Origin of the sequence: Hyphomicrobium sp. (assembly GCF_035572195.1) — a bacterium.
In the GTDB taxonomy this organism is placed as follows: Bacteria; Pseudomonadota; Alphaproteobacteria; order Rhizobiales; family Hyphomicrobiaceae; genus Hyphomicrobium_B.
The window spans coordinates 21303-42354 of record NZ_DATNBA010000008.1 but is presented as its reverse complement, the minus strand read 5'-3'; the positions used below and the strand labels follow the sequence as shown (position 1 = coordinate 42354).

The window sequence follows — 21052 nt, the reverse complement described above, 5'->3', positions numbered from 1 at the left end:
GACCGGCTGCTGGCGCGACGCGTCGCGATCCGGCTCGAAGCCTGGGGCATTCGCGTCGACGACAGCGCCGGGCGGCCCTTCGCAAAGACTGTGCCGGGCGCCTTCCTGACGCTCGTCATCGGCGCTGCCGTTAGCGATTTCGCTCCGGCAGAAACGATGGCGCTGCTGCGTCATCCGCTCTGCAGGATCGGCTTCCAGGCATTTGACATTCGCCGCTACGCGCGCGCCCTCGAAATCAGCGCCTTTCGTGCGCCCTATCTCGGGCGCGGCCTCGAAGGCATCGCCACCGCACTCGATAATGCCGAACGGGACCGGGCGGGGGGCAACAAGCCTTTGCATCGGGCGGCGAAGCGGCTTTGGAAAGAGGACTGCGACGGCGCCCGCGAACTGGTCGCGCGCCTCGCGGCGGCCTTCGATCCGCTGTCGAAACTCTACGCCGCCGGCGGCAACGATGCGCTTTCGGCGTTCGCACGGGCGCACGCGGCAACAGCCGAAGCTTTGGCCGTTCTTCCGGAGAGTGAAGTTGCTACGGCAAACGCGCAAAATCCGCTTTGGCAAGGCGAGGCCGGAGAAACCGCGACGCGTTTCTTCGCCGAGCTTCTGGCGCCGGAGACGCCGAGCGTCGATTTGCGCGCCGCCGACTACGCCGATCTCTATGCGACGCTGCTGTCGCGCGAGAATGTTCGCGAGCGAACGGCGGTACATCCGCGCGTTTCGATTTGGGGGCCGTTCGAGGCGCGTTTGCAGCAGCCGGATATTCTGGTCCTCGGTTCGCTCAACGAAGGCACGTGGCCGGAAGCGGCCGAGCCCGGCGCCTGGCTCAATCGCCCAATGCGCCGCGATCTTGGCCTGCCGTCGCCAGAAGAAGAGATCGGCCGCGCGGCGCACGATTTCGTATCGCTCCTCGGGGCCAAGACCGTATATCTGACGCGCGCCGGAAAGGTCGACGGTGTTCCGACCGTGCCATCACGCTGGCTGATGCGGCTGACGGCGCTGCTCAAGGGCATGAAGCTTGCGAACGTTCTCGAGCCCGATCAGCCGTGGCTCGCTTGGGCGCGCGCACGCGACCGGATCAAGCATCACCTTAAAATCGAGGCTCCGGCGCCGACGCCCGCCGTCGTGCTTCGTCCACGTAAGTTGAGCGTGACCGAAATCGAGCGCTGGATTTCCAACCCCTATGCGATCTTCGCCCGCCGCATCCTGAAGCTCGAACCATTGCCGCCGCTCGGCGCTTCGCCCGATCAAAGCTTGCGCGGCAGCCTCGTGCATGAGGTGCTGCGCGAGTTCGCAAAGACCTTTCCGACTACTCTGCCTGCCGAGCCGCTTGCCGAACTCGAAAAGATCGCGAGCGCGGTACTCGAAAGCTATACCGGCCACCCACGCGTCGCCGCTTTCTGGCTGCCGCGACTGAAGCGCTTCCTGAAATGGTTCGCGGATGGTGAGGAAGAGCGGCGCGGCGGCGTTCGCGCCGTCTTTGCAGAGACGACAGGCAGTCTCGTACTGGGCTCAGGCACATTGCCGTTCACGTTGTCGGCGCGAGCCGACCGGATCGACGACAAGGGCGCGGCTCTCGTTATCACCGACTATAAGACCGGCATGATGCCGAACGATGCAGCCGTCAAAGGCGGGCGCGCGCCGCAGCTGCCGCTCGAAGCCGCGATCGCACTCGGTGACAGCGGATTTCCGAACCTCTCGGGACGTTCTGTCGAAGCCCTGCGCTACATCCGGGCGTCCGGCGGCGAACCGCCCGGTGAAGAACGGCTCGTTCGATCCGATGATATCGCCGGACTTGCAGACACAGCGCGCCTCGGACTTGAACGTCTCATTGCGGAATTCGACAACCCAACCACGCCTTACCGGGCGATACGCCGGCCGGGTTACAGCTACGACTACGACGCCTATGCGCACTTGGCGCGCGTCGCGGAATGGTCGGCGCATGTCGATGAAGAGGCGGCGCCATGAACCTCGAAACCAAAAAGCTACCCGCCGATGCTCTCCGGCAGCTCACCGACCGAGCGCAAAGCGACGCCGCCGATCCCAATGTTTCGGCCTGGGTCAACGCCAACGCCGGCACCGGCAAGACGCACGTTCTGACGTTGCGCGTGCTGCGCCTTCTGCTCGCTAGTACGTCGCCGGAGCGCATCCTTTGTCTCACGTACACGAAGGCCGCCGCCTCGGAGATGTCGAAGCGCGTTTTCGACTGGCTGGCCGGATGGGTGACGGCCGACGACGCGACGCTCAGGAAAGAACTCGGCGATGTAATGGGAACTCGTGTCTCCGACGCTGACATAGAATTCGCTCGGACGCTCTTTGCCCGCGCCATCGAAACGCCCGGCGGCCTCAAAGTGCAGACGGTCCATGCCTTTGCCGAGCGGTTGTTGCAGAGATTTCCGCTCGAGGCCGGTGTGCCGCCGGATTTCAAGATCCTCGACGAAGATGCGGCGCGTGACCTCAAGGCTCAAGCGATCGAGCGAACACTGATTGAAGCTACCGCCGCGCCGTCGACGTCGCTTGGCAAAGCACTCGATGTCGTGGTGCGCTACGCCGCGGACGCGCAATTCGATACGCTGATTTCGAACGCCGTCGCGGAGCGGCGTTGGCTCGAAGCTATTAGCGGGCAGGCGTTCGGCAAGGCGGAAGATGCGCTCGGCACAATCGAAAGCTTTCTGCGCCAAAGCCTCAAGGTTCGCGCGGGTATTGACTGTGCGGAGATTCACCGCGAATGCGCTGGCGTCTTATCCAAAGACGACATACGCGAAATTTGCGCGGCCCTATCGACCGGTACCACAACCGATGAAAAAAATGCCGATCTTCTTCGGTCAGCCGTGAAGCTCGCCAACGCCCAGGCCCGCGCCGACAAATTGTCCGATTATTTCCTCGTCGAAAAAGGAGAGGCGAAGCGCAAAAACCTGATGACGGCGGCGGTCGGACGAACGCGACACGATCTTCTCGATCGGTGCCAGCAGGCTCAGCAGAGATTTTTCGACCTGTCGCAAGAACTCAAGGCACTGATGCTGATCGAAGCGTCTGCGGCGCTTTACAGGCTCGCGGGCGCCGTGCTGCAGCGTTACACCGATGCGCGAAGCGCGGCCGGCGCGCTCGACTTCGATGACCTCATTCTGAAGACGACGTCGCTGCTCAGCGGAGAGCATGGCGAGGCGCAATGGGTGCTTTTCAAGCTCGACGGCGGTCTCGACCACATCCTGGTCGACGAAGCGCAGGACACGAGCCCCGAGCAGTGGCAGATCGTTTCGAGCCTGGTGCGCGAATTCTTCGCAGGAACCGGCACAAGCGCCGTTTGCCGAACAGTATTTGCGGTGGGCGATGAGAAGCAGTCGATCTATTCGTTTCAGGGCGCGGCGCCAAAGATGTTTGCCGAGACGGGGGACCGCTTCAAGGGGCTGGCACTTAGCGCGCTGATGCAGTGGAAATCCGTGTCGCTCAATCTGTCGTTTCGGACGGTCGCACCTATCTTGGGAGCTGTGGATCAGGTTTTTAGCGATGCCATCCGCACCCCGGGACTGACCGCCAGCGGCCGGTTCGTCCCTCACGCTGCGAACCGTTTTGGGCAGGCGGGCCTCGTCGAAATCTGGCCGACCGAGAAACCGGATGACACCGTATCGGCCGATCCGTGGGCGCCGCTCTCCGACACGAGCGAGCGCTCGCCAGCCAATCGGCTGGCCGACCGCATCGCCGACCAGATCAAGCGCTGGATCGATGGGGACGAACGCTTGATTTCGGAAGATCGCCCGATCCGCGCCGGTGACATCCTGATCCTCGTCCGCAAGCGCAATCCGTTCGCCGTGCCGATGGTCGCCGCATTGAAACGACGTGGCATTGCCGTAGCGGGCTCCGATCGGATCGCGCTGACCGATCAGATCGCGGTACAGGATCTGATCGTACTCGGCGATTTTCTGACGTTGCCGGAAGACGATCTGGCGCTCGCGACGGTGCTTAAGGGCCCGATGTTCGGTTTGGACGATGACGATCTGCTGGCGATTGCGCCAGGACGAACGAAGACCCTTTGGGGTGCGCTGCTCGACAACGCTGACGCGAAGCCAGCCTATAAAGTCGCCGTCGAAACGCTAAAGCGCTGGCGGGCCAAGGCCGACTTCACGCCGCCCTTCGAATTCTTTTCAAGCATCCTCGATCGCGATGGCGGGCGCGAAAAGATGCTGTCGCGTCTCGGCCCGGAAGCGGCGGATGCCATCGACGAATTTCTCGACCTGGCCCTGCGCTTCGATGACGGCGCGCCGCCGTCGCTGACGCAGTTCCTTGCCAAGCTCCGCGCCAGCGAGCCGGAAGTGAAACGCGACATGGATCACGGCCGTAATGAGGTGCGCGTGATGACCGTGCATGGCGCCAAAGGCCTCGAAGCGCCGATCGTTTTCCTTCCCGATACGTGCACAATCGCTTCGGGCGGCAATTCGACGGCTGGCATCGTCAAGCTCTCTCACCTCACGCGTCCGGACGGCTTGCCGGATCCAGTCGTGTGGACGGTCAAAGGCACGACGCGCATCGATCATGTCCAGACGGCGCGCCGCGAAAGGGATGAGCGCGATCGTGAGGAGCGCAATCGCCTGCTCTACGTTGCGATGACGAGAGCGCGCGATCGCCTTTACATCGCAGGTTTCGAAGGCAAACGTGGGCGTGCGGACGGATGCTGGTATGACCTGATCTTCGATGCGCTGAAACCCGGCCTCACCGAAGTCGATCTTGGGGATGGACAGTTGGTTTGGCGCAACGAAACGCGGCAGACCGCCGACCCAGAGAAATCGCGAAAGGAAAAAAGCCGTCAGCCGAAAGAGGAGGAGCGCCCGGCGTTCGCAACGCATCCTGCTCAGCCCGAGCCAAAACTTTTGGTACCGCTGGCGCCTTCCCGGCTCGAGCCTTACGCGCCCGACGCGGAAGGCGAGCCATTGATGCCGGCAAAACGCGACGCTGCCGCGACCAATGACGGCCCTTCTCCGCTCTCGGGCAATGTCGAGAACAGATTCTTGCGCGGAACGTTGACACACGCGCTTTTGCAGCATTTGCCGGCCGTGCCCGAAGCCCAGCGCGAGACGATTGCAAAAGCCTTCATCGACAAGCGCGGCCAGGTACTGAACGCAAAGACGCGCGCCGGCATTGTTCGCGAAACCCTGGCGATTCTGACCGAACCGGGGTTCGCCGCGCTTTTCGGTCCGAATAGCGTTGCAGAGGTTCCAATCGCTGCCGTCATTCCGCGCCCCCGAGGCAAGGGTCCGGGACTCGACCTTTCCGGGCAGATCGACCGGCTCGCTGTAACGGACGATCACGTGTTGATCGTAGACTACAAAACGAATCGGCCGCCGCCGTCTGAGGTTCGATTTGTCGCCGACGCCTACCTCTACCAGCTGGCGGCCTACCGGCTGGCGCTTGCTGAGATCTATCCGCGGCGTTTGGTTCGGGCGGCGCTTTTGTGGACGGATGGCCCGCGTTTGATGGAGATACCTACGGAATTGCTGGACAGCTATACCGAACGCCTCTGGGACCTAGATGTCGCAAGCCTTGACGCTACCTAACGCAGTACCTACCTTTGCTTTCGGTTTTCTTTTCAACGCGCGGCGTCGAAACGGGATCGGCCGGTGTCCGAGCCCGTAAATGGAGAATTATCAATGTCTAACGCTGTCACAGATGCAAGCTTCGAGCAGGAAGTCTTGAATTCGAACGAGCCGGTCGTGGTCGATTTCCACGCCGTGTGGTGCGGGCCCTGCAAAGCCATGGCGCCGGCGCTCGATCAGGTCGCCAAGGAACTGACGGGCAAGGTGAAGGTCGTGAAGGTCGACGTCGACGAGAACCCGATGATTACGGGGAAGTACGGCATCCGGGCGATGCCGACGTTGCTGATCTTCAAGGGCGGCAAGGTCGCGGCGCAGCACACAGGCGCGATCGTGCAGAAAAAGAAACTCGAAGATTGGATCAATTCCAGCGTCGCGGCTGAAGTTTAAGCAGCCGACAATCGTAAAATTGGAAAGCCCCGCCTTGCGCGGGGCTTTTTGTTTGGCGCGGTCAGTTCGCAAGTCCATCGGCGGCCGGCACGACAACGGCGAAAATGTCGTGAAGCGCCGTCAAGCTCGCGTCGTGCAAATCCTTGGCAGAGACGACGCCTCCAGTCGGATTGGGAAGCGATCGCGTTGCCGTGGCATTGCCGACGACCGTGGCGCGGTAGCCATGATTGAACGCGGCGCGCGCCGTCGAATTTACGCAGACGTGCGTCATGAATCCGGCAAGCGTCACTTCCTCGACTCCGAATTCCTTCAGCACCTCATCAAGGTTCGTCTTTTCGAAAGAGCTTGGATAATTCTTGACGACGACCGGCTCGCCTGCTCGCGGCTTCACGACATCGGCGATGGCGCCGATGCGATCGTTCAGGTCATAAGGCGATCCCGCGCCCGCGTCGTGCTGAATGTGAATAACTGGGCGGCCGGCATCGCGGAAGCGGTTGAGCAGCCGTTGACATTGAACGAGCGCCGGCTCGACGCCCTCAAGCTGCATCAGGCCCTCGCGATAGGTATTTTGGCAATCAATGAGGACGAGCGCGGATTTGCCGACCGTCGTCGGCGTATGCCCCATGCCGGTAATTTCGCGTAAGGTCTTCGATGCAGGCATGGTCGGGTTCCTTTGCATTCGACGACCCCCTTCCCTTGAGAGGAGGGGAACGTCTTGTATCTCCAAAAAATCGAAATCGGCTCAGAGAGGCGGATGATCGACGCCTGTCGGCGGTGGGCCCATCGTGTCGAGTTCATCGGACTCGGCGTCGCTGAATACGCGCGACCGCGTCAGGAAGCGCACGCCTTCCGGTGCTTCAACCGAAAATCCTGAGCCGCGGCCCGGCACGACATCGATGATCAGGTGCGTATGCTGCCAATATTCGAACTGCGACTTGCCCATGTAAAACGGCTGGCCACCGATTTCGCCGATGTAGACGTCCTGGGCGCCGACTTTGAATTCCTTACGCGGATAGCACATCGGCGAGCTGCCGTCGCAGCAGCCCCCGGACTGATGAAAAAGCAGCGGGCCATGAATGACCTCGAGCTTATTGATCAGGCTCAAAGTATCCAGCGTTGCCGTCACGCGATCGACCATTGGATTCCTCAAAAGTGCTAAGTAGAAAAGGGCATGCACCAGATGTAATGGCGCATGCCCTCAATTTCTAAACTTCAGCGAACATCAGAAGAAGCCAAGCGCCTTCGGGCTGTAGCTGACGAGCATGTTTTTCGTCTGCTGATAGTGATCAAGCATCATCTTGTGATTTTCACGGCCGATACCCGACTGCTTGTAGCCACCGAACGCGGCATGCGCCGGATAAGCGTGATAGCAGTTCGTCCACACGCGACCGGCCTTGATAGCACGGCCCATGCGATAGGCGCGCGTACCGTTCCGAGTCCACACCCCTGAGCCAAGGCCGTAGAGCGTGTCATTTGCAATCGCGAGGGCTTCCTCGTCATTCTCGAACGTCGTCACCGCCAGAACGGGTCCGAAGATTTCCTCCTGGAACACGCGCATCTTGTTGTGACCTTCGAGAACTGTCGGCTCGACGTAGTAGCCGGTTGCAAGTTCGCCTCCGAGGTTGGCACGCTTGCCGCCGGTCAAAACACGGGCACCTTCGCCCTTGCCGATTTCAATGTAGCTCAAGATCTTTTCGAGCTGGTCGTTCGAAGCCTGGGCGCCGATCATCGTCGTGGCATCCATCGGATGGCCCTGCTTCACCTTCACGACGCGCTGCAAGGCGCGATCCATGAACTTCTCGTAGATCGACCGCTGGACGAGTGCGCGGCTCGGGCAGGTGCAGACCTCACCCTGGTTCAGTGCGAACATCGTGAAACCTTCGAGACATTTGTCGAAGTATTCGTCGTCGGCATCCATGACGTCGGCGAAGAAGATGTTCGGCGACTTGCCGCCAAGCTCCAGCGTGCAGGGAATAATGTTTTCCGAAGCGTACTGCATGATCAGGCGGCCGGTCGTCGTCTCTCCGGTAAACGCGATCTTGGCGATGCGCTTGTTCGAGGCAAGCGGCTTGCCGGCTTCAACGCCGAAGCCGTTGACGACATTGAGGACGCCGGGCGGAATAATGTCGGCGAGCATTTCCATCAGCACCATGATGCTCATCGGCGTCTGCTCGGCGGGCTTCATCACGATGCAGTTGCCGGCGGCAAGAGCAGGCGCGAGCTTCCACACCGCCATCAAGATCGGGAAGTTCCACGGAATGATCTGGCCAACGACCCCGAGCGGCTCATGGTAATGGTAGGCGACGGTGTCGTGATCGATCTCGGAGAGCGAGCCTTCCTGCGCGCGAATGCAGCCGGCAAAATAGCGGAAGTGGTCGACGGCGAGCGGCAGGTCGGCGTACGTCGTCTCGCGGATCGGCTTGCCGTTGTCGATGGTTTCGACAAGCGCCAGCACGTCGAGATTTTCCTCCATCTTGTCGGCGATCTTGTTCAGGATGCGGGCGCGCTCTGCGGCCGACGTCTGGCCCCACGCATCGCGTGCCTTGTGCGCCGCGTCGAGTGCAAGTTCGATATCTTCAGCAGTCGAGCGTGCGATTTCGCAAACTGCCTGGCCGGTGATCGGGGTGACATTCGTGAAATACTGTCCGCGGACAGGAGCAACCCATTTGCCGCCGATAAAATTATCGTAGCGCGGCTTGATGACCTGCCGGCCTTTCAACTTGTCCATAGCTACATGTTGCATGGCGTATCTCCTCCGGGAAAAGGCCTGTTGGGGCTCGGTATTTCTTCATTTATAGCCCAGACGCACCGAGCCTCGCCAGGGGCGCTGTCTTGTCCCTTAGTAGGGGCGCGCAGTTGCCGATCCGAATTGTATGACTTTCAGCCAGCAAGCGGCGCAACGAAGCTTGTACTTTCGCTGTCGCATTCGTCGCGAAGCACGTGACGTCATGGCGGCACATCACGTTGTTTCGCGGACAAACTATTGCAGCTCTTGCTGCAGCGTCAGCACGTGTCCGGCAAGATAAAGCGAGCCGCATATCAGCACGCGCTTCGGACCTACAGGAAGTGCCGCGATGGTTTGCAACGCACTCATCACGTTTTCGCGATCGAGTGCCTGGATACCGGCCCCACGTGCGATTTCAGCAAGGTTTTCCTGACTGTGGGGCGTCTCGTGCGCGCCGGGGATCGGAACGGTGTAGATGGCCCGCACTAGGCCACGAAACGGCGCCAGGAAGCCGAGCGCATCTTTCTGTCCCATCATGCCGACGATGAGATAGACGGGCTTCGGTGACTTCTCATCGAACGCAGCGAGGGTGTCGGCGAGCATATCGCCCGCCGCCGGATTATGTCCGCCGTCGAGCCAAAGTTCCGCATCTTCACCGAGTACGCTCGGCAGTGGGCCGGAAACGAGGCGCTGCATTCGTGCGGGCCATTCGGCGGTTCGCAAACCCACTTCGATGGCACGTTCGTCGATGCCGAGCGACGGAATGTTTTCGGCAAGCTGCAGCGCCGCTGCGACGGCGGTGCCGGCATTGATGATCTGATGACGGCCGATAAGTGCCGGAAGCGGTAGATCGAGCAGGCGGTCATGACGCTGCACGACAAGGCGGCCGGCCTGTTCGTAAGCATCGTAGTCGCGACCCCAGACCGACAGCGTCGCGCCGACAGCGCTGGCGCGCGCCTCGATGACGGACATAACCTTGTTCGATTGCTGCGAGATGATGCCCGCAACTCCGCGTTTCAGAATACCCGCCTTCTCGGCGGCGATCTTGCTCAACGTCGGCCCGAGCTTCTCGGCGTGGTCCATAGAAATCGGCATGATGACGGTGAGCGCCGGATCCGGAATGACGTTCGTTGCGTCGAGACGGCCGCCGAGGCCGACTTCGAGCAGCAGCACATCGGCAGGCGTCTCGGAGAAGGCGAGGAAGGCCGCGGCGGTGGTGATCTCGAACTGCGTGATGTCGTCACCGTCGTTCACCGCCTGCACGCGCATCAGCACGTCGACGAGCGAGTTTTCGTCGATGGCGCAGGCCTTGCCGTCGGGACCGGCCAGCGCGATGCGTTCATGAAAGCGCACCAGGTGGGGGGAAGTGTAGATGTGTGACCGCTTTCCCGCGGCTTCGATGATGGCGCGGAGGTACGCGGTCAATGAACCCTTGCCGTTTGTCCCGGCGATGTGGACGACGGGAGGCAGTTTTCGTTCGGGATGCCCGAGTTTAGCGAGCAGGCGCTCGACGCGCCCAAGTGACAGGTCGATGAGCTTCGGGTGGAGAAGCATCATCTCAGCGAGCAACGCGTCGCTGTGCGGGCGAGTTGTCGATAGGGTCATGGCGGCGCGTACTATACCTTCAAAGCCAGCTGAAGCGATCAGGGTCCTCGCGGCGCATCTTTCGGGTTCGACGGCGAGAGCTCTTCACGTCGCGACTTGTCGACCTTGGCCGGCTCGAATCGCTGGCTGTTCGGCACCACCTCGGGCTCGACGACACCGCCCGTCTCGCGCGCTGCCGTCTCCATCACTCTGCTATCAATGGAAGCGCCGTTCATGTACGGCTTGCCATTCATCATCTTCCGCGTGTCTTTGACTTTCGTCGCCTCAACGCCGCTCATCAGCAGCCTGCAAACGCGCGCCAACGTTTCACGCAATTGATGGCGATGGACGACCATGTCGACCATGCCGTGAGACAAGAGGTATTCGGCGCGCTGGAAGCCGTCTGGAAGCTGTTCGCGGATGGTCTGCTGAATGACGCGGGGGCCCGCGAAGCAGATCAGCGCGCCCGGTTCGGCGATATGGACATCGCCAAGCATCGCATAGGAGGCGGTGACGCCGCCCGTCGTCGGATCGGTGAGAACGACAATATAGGGTAGGCGCGCGTCTTTCAGGCGCTGCACGGCAATCGTCGTGCGCGGCATCTGCATCAAGGACAGAATGCCTTCCTGCATGCGCGCACCGCCTGAGGCTGCGAACAGGATAAACGGAGTTTTGAGTTCGACGGCCCGCATCATACCGGTGATGAGGGCTTCGCCTGCCGCCATGCCGAGCGAACCGGCCATGAAGCGGAAATCCTGCACAGCGGCAACGATCGGCAAAGTTTCTAGCTGACCTTCGCCTACGAGGACGGCATCCTCAAGTTTCGTTGCTGTCTTCGCGTCCCTCAGCCTGTCGGTATACTTGCGACCATCGCGAAACTTAAGCGGGTCCTGCTGCACGGACGGCACTGCGACTTGTTTGTACTCACCGCCGTCGAAAAGATGTTGCAGGCGCTGTTGGGAATCCATCCGCATGTGATGGTTGGAGCCCGGCACAACGAATTGATTGGCCTCGAGGTCTTTGTAAAAGACCATCTGCCCAGTCTCGGGGCATTTCACCCAAAGATTGTCAGGGACGTCACGCTTCGCCGTCGACAACAGCCCGCTGATCTTCGGGCGGACAACGTTGTTGATCCAGTTCACTCGTGTTGGCTCCTCGTAGGCCGCCGCAAATTGTGCTTACCGCCTTGACGTGCGGGCACGATGCCAGGCTCTCTGGGCGGGTCGCACAATTTAGCGCCCACCGGGGGGCTGCGCTAGGGCACTGCACAAATATGGGTGCAGCAATATTTATCCAATAGAGCCAATCGGCACAGCATGCTAGTCGGCGCGCAGGGCAGAACTTAACTGTTGCACCAGTTTATGAACGTTTTTGGGTGTTGCGGCCGTCGCCTGACCCTTCGAATTTAACGATTTTTCGATCGTCGAGACGACGGCAGAGCCTACCACTACGCCGTCAGCGCCCCGCACGATGGCCCGAGCCTGTTCACCCGACCTGACGCCGAAGCCGACCACGACCGGCAGGGCGGTCTCGGATTTGATCGCCGCTACCTGTTCGTGAACATCGTTCACTACAGGAGAAGCCGCCCCCGTAATGCCGGTGATCGAAACATAGTAAAGAAAGCCGGAGGTATTTTTCAGCACTGCCGGCAGCCGCGCCTTGTCGGTTGTAGGGGTAGCGAGACGGATGAAGTTGAGACCTGCCTTCAAGGCCGGCAGGCAAAGTTCCTCATCGGCCTCGGGCGGCACATCGACGACGATAAGCCCGTCGACGCCGGCGGCGCGTGCATCGGCGATGAAGCGGTCGTTGCCGTAAACATAGATGGGGTTGTAGTAGCCCATCAAAACGATCGGCGTGGTCGTGTCGTGGGCGCGAAAGTCGCGCACCATTTTGAGGGTCTTGACCATCGTCTGGCCGGCCTTCAGCGCTCGCTGCGAAGACGCCTGAATAGACGGACCGTCGGCCATCGGGTCTGAGAACGGCATGCCGAGTTCGATGACGTCGGCACCGGCCTTTGAAAGACCGGCGAGAATGGCGGCACTGGTTTCGAGATCCGGATCACCCGCCGTGATGAAGGTGATGAGCGCCGGACGCTTTTCTTCTTTCAGCGCCGCGAAGCGGGCGTCGATGCGAGTCGGTTTGGTCATGCTCAGATTTTCAGCCCCAGGTGCTTGGCGACGGTGAAGAGATCTTTATCGCCGCGGCCACAGAGATTCATCACGAGCAGATTGTCCTTCGGAAGCGTCGGCGCGAGTTTCATCACGTGCGCCAACGCGTGGCTAGGCTCCAGCGCCGGGATGATGCCTTCGAGCCGCGTGCAGAACTGCAGCGCTTCGAGCGCCTCCTTGTCGGTGATCGCGACGTAGGTCACGCGGCCGGTATCCTTCAGCCACGCATGTTCGGGGCCGACACCGGGATAGTCGAGTCCCGCCGAAATCGAGTGGCCTTCAAGAATCTGCCCGTCGTTGTCTTGCAATAGATAGGTGCGATTTCCATGCAGAACGCCGGGCGAACCGCCGGTCATCGATGCGGCATGACCGTTATCGACATCAAGTCCGTGGCCGCCTGCTTCGACGCCGTAAATGGAGATGTCCTTGTCGTCGAGGAACGGATGGAACAAGCCGATAGCGTTCGAGCCGCCGCCGATGCAGGCGACGAGCGTGTCGGGCAAGCGGCCTTCCGCTTGCATCATCTGCGTGCGCACTTCTTTGCCGATGATCGACTGGAAGTCGCGCACCATTGCGGGATAGGGATGCGGACCGGCCGCCGTGCCAATCAGATAATAAGTATCACGAACGTTCGTCACCCAATCGCGGAGCGCTTCGTTCATCGCGTCTTTCAGCGTGCCGGCGCCTGACGTCACCGGGTTGAGCTTGGCACCCAGAAGCTTCATGCGCGCGACGTTCGGCGACTGGCGTTCGACGTCGGTGGCGCCCATGTAGATTTCACAGGGCATGCCGTACTTGGCGCAGACCGTTGCGACGGCGACGCCATGCTGACCGGCGCCCGTCTCGGCGATGATGCGCGTCTTGCCCATGCGGCGCGCCAGCAGGATCTGTCCGAGGCAATTGTTGATCTTGTGCGAACCGGTGTGATTGAGTTCATCGCGCTTGAAGTAGATTTTGGCGCCGCCGAGTTCAGCGGTCATGCGCTCGGCGAAATAGAGCGGGCTCGGCCGGCCTGCGTAGTGCAGATTGAGATACGTGATCTCTTTTTGATAGGCGGGATCGGCCTTTGCCGCGTCGTAGGCGCGCTCGAGATCAAGGATCAGCGGCATCAAGGTTTCGGCGACGAAGCGGCCGCCGAAGAGACCGAAGAATCCCTTTTCATCGGGACCGGTCGTATAGCTGTTGAGAGCGACTTCCGCTGATTTTTTCGATTTGGTCGCCATACAAAACCTCGTTCTATTTCCCTCTCCCCATGAAAAATGGGGAGAAAGAAATCTTATCCCTGCTTAGCGGTCTTTACCGCCTGAAGAAAGCGGCGGATCAGCTCGATGTCCTTGACGCCCGGCGCACTTTCGACACCCGACGAAACATCGACGGCCGTTGCCCGCGTCAGCGCGATCGCCTCGGCGACATTTGCCGGGCCGAGGCCGCCCGAGAGCATGAACGGCATGCGGCCGGCTACGCGATTGAGAACGTTCCAGTCGAAGGTTCGTCCGTGGCCACCGGGCCGAGCCGCGCCGGGCGGCGCCTTCGCGTCGAACAGGATCACGTCGGCGCTGCCCGCGTATTGCTGCGCTCCGGCAGCGTCATCGGACGTCGCGACCGCAATGGCCTTAATGACCGGCCGTCCAAATCTCTGCTTGATTGCCGCGACGCGTTCAGAAGATTCTGTTCCATGAAGCTGAAGGTAGTCCGGCGACACCTCATCAATGATTTGCGCGAGCGTCGCATCGTCGGCATCGACCGTCAAAGCCACGATCTTGACTCTGCCGCGGGCATGCCGCGCCAGTTCGCTTGCCTCGTCGATTTCAAGGTGGCGCGGGCTCTTTGTGCAGAAGACAAGGCCAACGTAGTCGGCACCGCTTGCAATGGCCGCGTCCAACGCCTCCCGCGTCGTGATCCCGCAAATCTTTGCTTCGATTGTCATCGGGTTGAGCGCGTCAAGCCACCGGTTTGCCCGCCAGGCGACGCTTTTGCCAGCGTTTCAAGGCAATGAAAGTCCAAACCCCTTCGACCAGGCCGAACGGCCACGCGCCCTGCAGAAAGCCGTAAACCGATCCGAGTGCGCAGGCGAAGGCAAAGCCGAGAACGCACCACGGGCTCGTATCCTCAAACGTATAAAAGAGCAGCATCAGTGAAACAGCCAGTAGGCCGAAGAGCGACAGCGCGTCGAATGTCATTCAGAACCTCGCGGCATCAGCGGCTGGCGATCGCCAAGTCGCTGGCCGTTGATGCGTTGGCTTCACGTTCCCGCTCCAGCCGATCAGCTTCGGCCTGCCAGCGGGCCGCTCGACGACCTTGCGTGCGCGCCGTCTGCCGCCAACGGCGCTGGCCCATCCATGCCGCCAATCCGCCGATGATGACGCCGAGGAGGAGCGCGCCCAGGAGATAAGCATAGAAAGGCAATTCAACCGACAGCGCAGGATTTTCCGGCCGGAACGGATCGAGGATCAGCGCTACGGGTTGCCGGTTCGAAACCGCGATCGCGACGAGAACGGCGCCAAGCGGAAAGGCAATAAGCAGCGACAGTATACGCTTCAGCACAAGCCTACCTCGGTCTCTAGAAACTCTCGGCGGCGTTATGCTCGCCTAGTGCTTGCCGCCGTTGAGCTTGTTCAAACGGTCGCGAAGCTCTTTGCCGGTCTTGAAGAACGGCACAAATTTCTCAGCAACAGAAACGGTCGTTCCGGTGCGGGGGTTTCGCCCTTGCCGCGATGCGCGATGCTTGACGGTGAAGGCGCCGAAGCCGCGAAGCTCGACGCGGTCGCCGCGCGACAATGCATCGACGATTTCGTCGAAGATGACATTGACGATGCGCTCGACATCGCGGTGGTAAAGATGTGGATTGGCTGTCGCAATCCGTTGCACAAGCTCCGACTTGATCACGTTTCGCTCCCCAGCACAGCGATCAATTCTCGTTATTTTTCAGCAGGGTGCCAAACTGAGAGCAGACCGTCAAGGCCGAGAGTCGAAATCGTGCGATCACGGAGCAGAAAATTTCCCAGGTCAGCGGCGGCCGAGCCGAATAACCAGCCGGCAATGCCCGAACTCATGCCGGCAAACCCGTAACCCCCGCTCGATGAGGGCTTCCAATCGACGACCTTGGCGGCCGCGGGGACGTTTTTCACCTCTTTAAGCCATTTGACGGCCTCTTCCTCGCCGCCGATCTGATCGACGAGTTTGACCTGAAGGGCCTCGCGGCCTGAGAAAATACGGCCATCCAGGAGGCCCGGAATTTCGGCGGCTTTGATGCCCCGGCGGGTTTCAACGAGGCCGACGAACCATTTGAAACCGTCATTTACCATGCCTTCGGCGACCTTCCTGCTGGCGTCATCCAGGGTCTCGAACGGCGAGGGCGAAGCCTTCAACGGGCCGCTTTTGACCTCGTTCATCTTGACGCCGATCTTGTCCAGCAGCTGCACGACCTCAGGCCACTGCACGATTACGCCAATCGAGCCGGTTATAGAGTTACCGCGGGCAACGATGTGGTCGGTTGCAAGGCCGGCGATATAGGCCGCCGACGCCGCGACGGTGCCGAATTGGGATACGACCGGCTTCTTCTGGGCGAGCGCACGCAAGCCTTCGTAAAGTGCTTCGCCGCCGGTCGTCGTGCCGCCAGGGCTGTTTACATAGAGAAGGACGCCAGAGACGCTGTTGTCGTCGGCGATGTCTTTCAGCATTTTGAGCTGGTCGCGATCTTCGGTGATCGTACCCTCGAGGGTGATACGGGCGATCTGTTTCTCGCCTGCCAGCGTTGCAAGCTTATCGGTGCCAAGCGTCATAACGCCGATGGCGATCGCGATCGCGGCGAGCCCCGCGGCGCGCCACAAGGTGACCGAGCGGCGAAGCCGGCGGCGGTCGAGAACGGTTTCTGTTTCAAGCATGGGGGGCTGCTCCATCAGAATGTTGCTGCTTGCTTTGACGGCAACTCGGCGCGTTGCGCTTCGTCAAACAAGGGTCGGTAAGGTTCAAAGCGCGAACCGCCGGGTTGCCGCTTTGCCGCGCAAAAGTTAGGCGCGCGGCAGACTTTACCGCGCGCCTCGATTGTTCGAAATAAGTTTCGATTTGTGCTTACTCGCTCTCGTCTTCGGCGCCTTCGCGCTTCTTGATCGCTGCCTTGAAAATGTCGCCGAGAGAGGCGCCCGAGTCCGACGATCCGTACGTCGCGACGGCCTGCTTCTCTTCGGCGATCTCGAGTGCCTTGATCGAAACCGCAATGCGCCGTGCCGCCTTGTCGACGGAGATGACGGCCGCATCGACCTTGTCGCCGACGTTGTAGCGTTCCGGGCGCTGCTCGGAGCGGTCACGCGAAAGGTCGCCGCGCTTGACGAATGCCGTCAGCTCGCTGTCGGCAATCTTGACCTCGATGCCGGCCTCGCCCACTGACGTCACGGTGCATGTGACGGCGTCGCCCTTCTTATATTTGGCCATCGAATCGGCCGGGTCGCCCGCCAGCTGCTTGACGCCCAACGAAATGCGTTCTTTCGCACCGTCGACATCGAGCACCACGGCTTTGACGTTGTCCCCCTTCTTGTAATCCTTGATGACCTCATCGCCGGCCTTCTGCCAGTCGAGATCTGAGAGGTGCACCATGCCGTCGATGCCATTGTCGAGACCGATGAACAGACCGAACTCGGTGATGTTGCGGATCGGACCTTCGACGACCGAGCCCTTCGGATGCGTGGTGAGGAAGGAATCCCACGGATTTTCCTGCGTCTGCTTCAGGCCGAGAGAGATGCGCCGCTTCTGCGGATCAACCTCGAGAACCTGAACCTCGACCTGCTGGGTGGTCGAAACGATCTTGCCGGGGTGCGTGTTCTTCTTCGTCCAGCTCATTTCGGAGACGTGGATAAGACCCTCGACGCCCGGCTCGAGTTCGACGAAGGCGCCATAGTCGGCGATGTTCGTCACCGTGCCGTTGACGCGCGAGCCGACCGGATACTTCGCCTCGATTGCCGACCAGGGGTCCGACTGAAGCTGCTTCATGCCCAGCGAGATGCGCTGCGTTTCCGGATTGATGCGGATGATCTGCACCTTCACCGTATCGCCGACGTTCAAAATCTCGGACGGGTGGTTGACGCGACGCCAAGCCATGTCGGTGACGTGCAACAGTCCGTCGATGCCGCCCAAATCGATAAAGGCTCCGTAGTCGGTGATGTTCTTGACCAGACCGTCGATGATCTGACCTTCGGCGAGGCGCGCGACGATTTCGGTGCGCTGCTCGGCGCGGCTCTCTTCGAGGACGGAACGGCGCGAGACGACGATGTTGCCGCGGCGGCGATCCATCTTCAGGATCTGGAACGGCTGCTGCTGATGCATCAGCGGCCCGATATCGCGCACGGGGCGAATATCAACCTGCGAGCCGGGAAGGAACGCCACTGCTCCATCGAGATCGACGGTGAAACCGCCCTTGACCTTATTGAAGATGACGCCGGTAACTTTCTCGCCCTTTTCGTAGAGGCGCTCGAGGCGCGTCCAGCTCTCTTCGCGCCGCGCCTTGTCGCGCGACAGCACGGCTTCACCGAGTGCGTTCTCGACGCGCTCCAAGTAGACCTCGACGGTGTCGCCGACCTTGAGATCGCTCGGCTGACCATTGAGGCCGAACTCCTTCATCGCGACGCGGCCTTCCATTTTGAGGCCGACGTCGATGATCGCCATGTCTTTTTCGATGCCGACGATCTTGCCCTTGACGACGGAGCCTTCGAACAGATCGTCCTTGGCAAGGCTTTCGGCCAGCAGCGCGGCAAAATCTTCGCGCGAGGGATTCATGTCTCTCGATACTTCAGCGGACATTCGTTCTCCTTGTTAACGGCAGCGCCTTGGGGCGCACTTGGCCCCGGGCAGCAATTGGTTTCGATGTTGAAGCGCCAAAAAGCGGCCTCACGCGTTGCGCGAAGCCTCACTTCGAAGCGTTGGATGTCTGGATGTGATGCCACCGCGATGGGCGCTTAGCCCTGCCGGTCAGAATTCGGAACCCGCTATACAGGTTCCAACCGGCTGATCTTCCTCATGACCAATCCGACGGTGACGCCGAATGGCGGGGATATAGCGGAGGGCGTCTTTGGCCGCAAGGGGTGTCAGGCCGTAAAGGGCCGGCAATCGTGGCGTTGCGTGGCAAACGCAGCAAGCCGGCTGCCGCCGATGGGCGTCTTTAATCACCAGGCGATTAGGCGATGACGGGAGCGACCTTACCGATAATTGGGGGCGGGTGCCGGTACGCCCGAAAACGCCAGCGGAGCAGGCCGCTCCCGTCCAAACAGGCTGGCAGGTGATTCTTACTGACAGATTAAAATGTCAGAACACGTCATATCAGGTCCGGCAAGACGCCGTGCCATGCCGGAGATTTATACGGCCTGGCCATCAACTGACCGCTAGCGAGAGGTAAACCCGGGATGACGGTTTTCCGCAGGTTACAAAGTGAACATCGTCCAGCAATTCCTCAGACGTGCAGCAAATGATCTTTTCACGTCTCAAGTGCTCAAAATGCAGACCAGCAGCTTAAAGTGGTCAGCGTACGTTGAATGTTTGGGGGTCGCTGGGGGGCCGCTGTCGTGCGTCAGCTCATGAAGAATTGGGGCGTCGTCTGTGAGCGCTTGCGTTTGTCTGGCGGCCGTTTCAGCCGCGCCGCTCAATCGGTCCACACGCAGCTTTTGAAGATCGTATCCCGCCCCGCCGCAGCGACCGCAGTCGCCGTGCTAATCGTCTTGCTGATCACCATGCAGCGGTACTTCGATCACGGCGTCATCCCGTCCGTCACCAGATCGCTGACACCGTTCATTGTGACGGCATGGGCGATCGGCATCACTCTACTCCTGCGTCGTGACAGTTTTCCGACGCTTTGCTTCTACGTCCTGCTCGTAGGATTTGCGTGCTTCCTTGAATTTACGAATTTTGGGGCGCCGAGACTTATCAATTCCTGGCTCGTGCTGGCGGGCTTAGTTCTTGCGATTGAGCTTGTTGCGATCGGCGCCATGCGGTCGGTTCCGCGTATTTTTCGGGCGGCGTTCTCGATACTCTATCGTGTCGTGATCTCCAGCGTGCTGCTCGGAGTTCTTTGCTACAACTTGCGCTTTAACGCCTCGATATCCGGTCAAACAAGTCAGGCGCTGCTGCAAACGACCCTTTTCGAAGCGCGTGAGTTTCTATCGATCTACGTCGACGCGCGTTCTGTTCTCGTCGTAACGGCCGCCTTATTGATCATCATCGCCTGTGGCGTAGCGCAACATCGGTTGCGCGATGCGGATGTTCCCAGGAGTGCGATCATTGCTATCGCCATCGTCGCCTTGACCCAGTTCGCGTATCTCTATCGGCCGAGCGGTTTGGATACCGCGACTGTCGGATATTTCTATACGTACTACACGGAACTTGCCGCGCTTCGAACGATCGTGGCGGCGCGTCAAAAATCGTTGCCTTCGATCGGCGCGCACAAAACGACGAAGGGCGAGACGTATGTGCTCGTCATCGGAGAATCACAGAACAAAGACCATATGAGCCTGCACGGGTATTCGAGGAAAACGACGCCTTGGATCGACGAGCAGATATGTCGTCCGAACTGGGTGAGCTTCAATCACGCCTATTCCAACTACGTGCAGACCGTTCCGGCGCTAAGCTTGGCTCTGACAGAGGCCAGCCAGTATAACGGAAGGGCCTACATCAGCTCGCCATCGATACTCGACGTGGCGAAGGCGGCAGGCTTTCGAACGTTTTGGCTGAGCAATCAACAAGGACTGGGGGAGTGGAACAATCCGATTACAGCCATCGCAGAGACCGCTGACGTCTATATCAAGATCAACAGCAACATCGGCAAGTCGCTCGATACCGACTACTACGACTCCAAGCTCATCGAGAAATTCGCTCAGCTGAAAGGCCAAATACACAGCAGCGATAATAATCTGGTTGTTTTTCATCTGATGGGGAGCCATGGCGACTACTGCGACCGGTATCCGCAGAGCTTCGCCAAATTCGGCGACGGAAAGTCTAAAAAATCAAAGGCGTTCTACAACGTGCTCTTGTCGGGGAACAAAGAGGTGCGCCGCCGGGAGATCGACTGTTACGACAACAGCATTGCGTTCACCGACTACGTGCTGTCGCAGATTTTCGCCGAGGCGAAGGAGCTTCCTGGTTTTCGCGCATTCGTCTATTTGCCGGATCACGCTGAAGCCGTAGATGCCGGGCTTATGCACGACCCTCAACGGTTCACGTTTGCGATGACGCACATCTCGTTGCTGGTCTGGTTATCCGATGCGTTCATGACGAGCGAGGCAGATCGCGCCAAGGCGCTCCACCAACACGAAAACTCCGTTTGGACCAATGATCTTCTTGACGATCTTCTGGTCGGCTTGACAGGAATAGACGCCAAGAACCATGACACCAGTTACGATCTGTCTTCAAACGGCTATCGCCTCGATTGGAATTCGGCGCTCACCTTTCATGGAGCCAAAAAGGTCAAGGACGACCCGCAGGTCTTGTCCGCCTCAGCGACGGGCTTGCCCGGCACGACTTCAAATTCGCTTTGCGAAACCCACCTTGTAACTTCGTCGATCCACAAATTAGAGAAATACCCCTGGCGATCTCCCCGGCGACGGCGAAGTTAGAGACGTGAGCTG

17 protein-coding genes are annotated in these 21052 nt (G+C 60.2%); 4 read left to right on the top strand and 13 right to left on the bottom strand.

All coding sequences use genetic code 11. From position 1 onward, the window contains the following. From addB to trxA, 3 genes are all read left to right on the top strand, one after another. The coding region (addB, locus tag VN623_RS01250) for a double-strand break repair protein AddB (RefSeq protein ID WP_325567292.1) at nucleotides 1–1962 on the top strand (1962 nt) is incomplete at its 5' end. After that, on the top strand, nucleotides 1959–5543 hold the full coding sequence (gene addA / locus VN623_RS01245; RefSeq protein WP_325567290.1) for a double-strand break repair helicase AddA: 3585 nt from the start codon (nucleotides 1959–1961) through the stop codon (nucleotides 5541–5543). The genes addB and addA, both read left to right, overlap by 4 nt. 93 nt (nucleotides 5544–5636) lie before the next feature. Then, complete coding sequence (gene trxA / locus VN623_RS01240; protein ID WP_325567288.1) at nucleotides 5637–5969, top strand: thioredoxin; 333 nt, start codon at nucleotides 5637–5639, stop codon at nucleotides 5967–5969. Nucleotides 5970–6030: 61 nt separating this feature from the next. Here the strand turns inward: trxA and VN623_RS01235 are convergent, their stop codons facing one another. The 13 genes from VN623_RS01235 to rpsA form a co-directional block, all read right to left on the bottom strand. Further along, nucleotides 6031–6630 (bottom strand): cysteine hydrolase family protein, encoded by a 600-nt coding sequence (locus VN623_RS01235; RefSeq protein WP_325567286.1) that lies wholly within the window; start codon nucleotides 6628–6630, stop codon nucleotides 6031–6033. An 81-nt stretch (nucleotides 6631–6711) separates the two neighbouring features. After that, complete coding sequence (locus VN623_RS01230; RefSeq protein ID WP_325567284.1) at nucleotides 6712–7107, bottom strand: DUF779 domain-containing protein; 396 nt, start codon at nucleotides 7105–7107, stop codon at nucleotides 6712–6714. An 84-nt stretch (nucleotides 7108–7191) separates the two neighbouring features. Continuing rightward, the gene (gene adh, locus VN623_RS01225) at nucleotides 7192–8712 is read right to left on the bottom strand and encodes an aldehyde dehydrogenase (RefSeq protein ID WP_414653141.1); all 1521 of its coding nucleotides are present in this window, start codon (nucleotides 8710–8712) and stop codon (nucleotides 7192–7194) included. 237 nt (nucleotides 8713–8949) lie between these two features. Beyond that, entirely contained in the window at nucleotides 8950–10299 is a 1350-nt protein-coding gene (locus tag VN623_RS01220; protein ID WP_325567282.1) for a folylpolyglutamate synthase/dihydrofolate synthase family protein, read from the bottom strand. A 38-nt stretch (nucleotides 10300–10337) separates the two neighbouring features. After that, nucleotides 10338–11420, bottom strand: coding sequence for an acetyl-CoA carboxylase, carboxyltransferase subunit beta (gene accD, locus VN623_RS01215; RefSeq protein ID WP_325567280.1), 1083 nt, complete (start codon nucleotides 11418–11420; stop codon nucleotides 10338–10340). A 177-nt stretch (nucleotides 11421–11597) separates the two neighbouring features. Next, entirely contained in the window at nucleotides 11598–12425 is an 828-nt protein-coding gene (gene trpA / locus VN623_RS01210) for a tryptophan synthase subunit alpha (RefSeq protein WP_325567278.1), read from the bottom strand. A gap of 2 nt (nucleotides 12426–12427) precedes the next feature. Then, nucleotides 12428–13669, bottom strand: coding sequence for a tryptophan synthase subunit beta (gene trpB, locus VN623_RS01205; protein WP_325567276.1), 1242 nt, complete (start codon nucleotides 13667–13669; stop codon nucleotides 12428–12430). 53 nt (nucleotides 13670–13722) lie between these two features. Next, nucleotides 13723–14373, bottom strand: coding sequence for a phosphoribosylanthranilate isomerase (locus tag VN623_RS01200; protein ID WP_325567274.1), 651 nt, complete (start codon nucleotides 14371–14373; stop codon nucleotides 13723–13725). A 13-nt stretch (nucleotides 14374–14386) separates the two neighbouring features. Next, on the bottom strand, nucleotides 14387–14626 hold the full coding sequence (locus tag VN623_RS01195) for a hypothetical protein (RefSeq protein WP_325567272.1): 240 nt from the start codon (nucleotides 14624–14626) through the stop codon (nucleotides 14387–14389). Nucleotides 14627–14642: 16 nt separating this feature from the next. After that, on the bottom strand, nucleotides 14643–14990 hold the full coding sequence (locus VN623_RS01190; protein WP_325567270.1) for a lipopolysaccharide assembly protein LapA domain-containing protein: 348 nt from the start codon (nucleotides 14988–14990) through the stop codon (nucleotides 14643–14645). A 45-nt stretch (nucleotides 14991–15035) separates the two neighbouring features. Continuing rightward, nucleotides 15036–15332: an integration host factor subunit beta gene (ihfB, locus tag VN623_RS01185; RefSeq protein ID WP_325567268.1), complete on the bottom strand. Its 297-nt coding sequence runs from the start codon at nucleotides 15330–15332 to the stop codon at nucleotides 15036–15038. A 32-nt stretch (nucleotides 15333–15364) separates the two neighbouring features. Beyond that, nucleotides 15365–16330, bottom strand: a complete 966-nt coding sequence (sppA, locus tag VN623_RS01180; RefSeq protein ID WP_325567266.1) for a signal peptide peptidase SppA — start codon at nucleotides 16328–16330, stop codon at nucleotides 15365–15367. Between the two features lie 187 nt (nucleotides 16331–16517). Then, entirely contained in the window at nucleotides 16518–18239 is a 1722-nt protein-coding gene (rpsA, locus tag VN623_RS01175) for a 30S ribosomal protein S1 (protein ID WP_325567263.1), read from the bottom strand. A gap of 758 nt (nucleotides 18240–18997) precedes the next feature. Here rpsA and VN623_RS01170 point away from each other — a divergent pair. Next, nucleotides 18998–21040, top strand: coding sequence for a phosphoethanolamine transferase (locus VN623_RS01170; protein WP_325567262.1), 2043 nt, complete (start codon nucleotides 18998–19000; stop codon nucleotides 21038–21040). The last annotated feature ends 12 nt before the right edge of the window (nucleotides 21041–21052 follow it).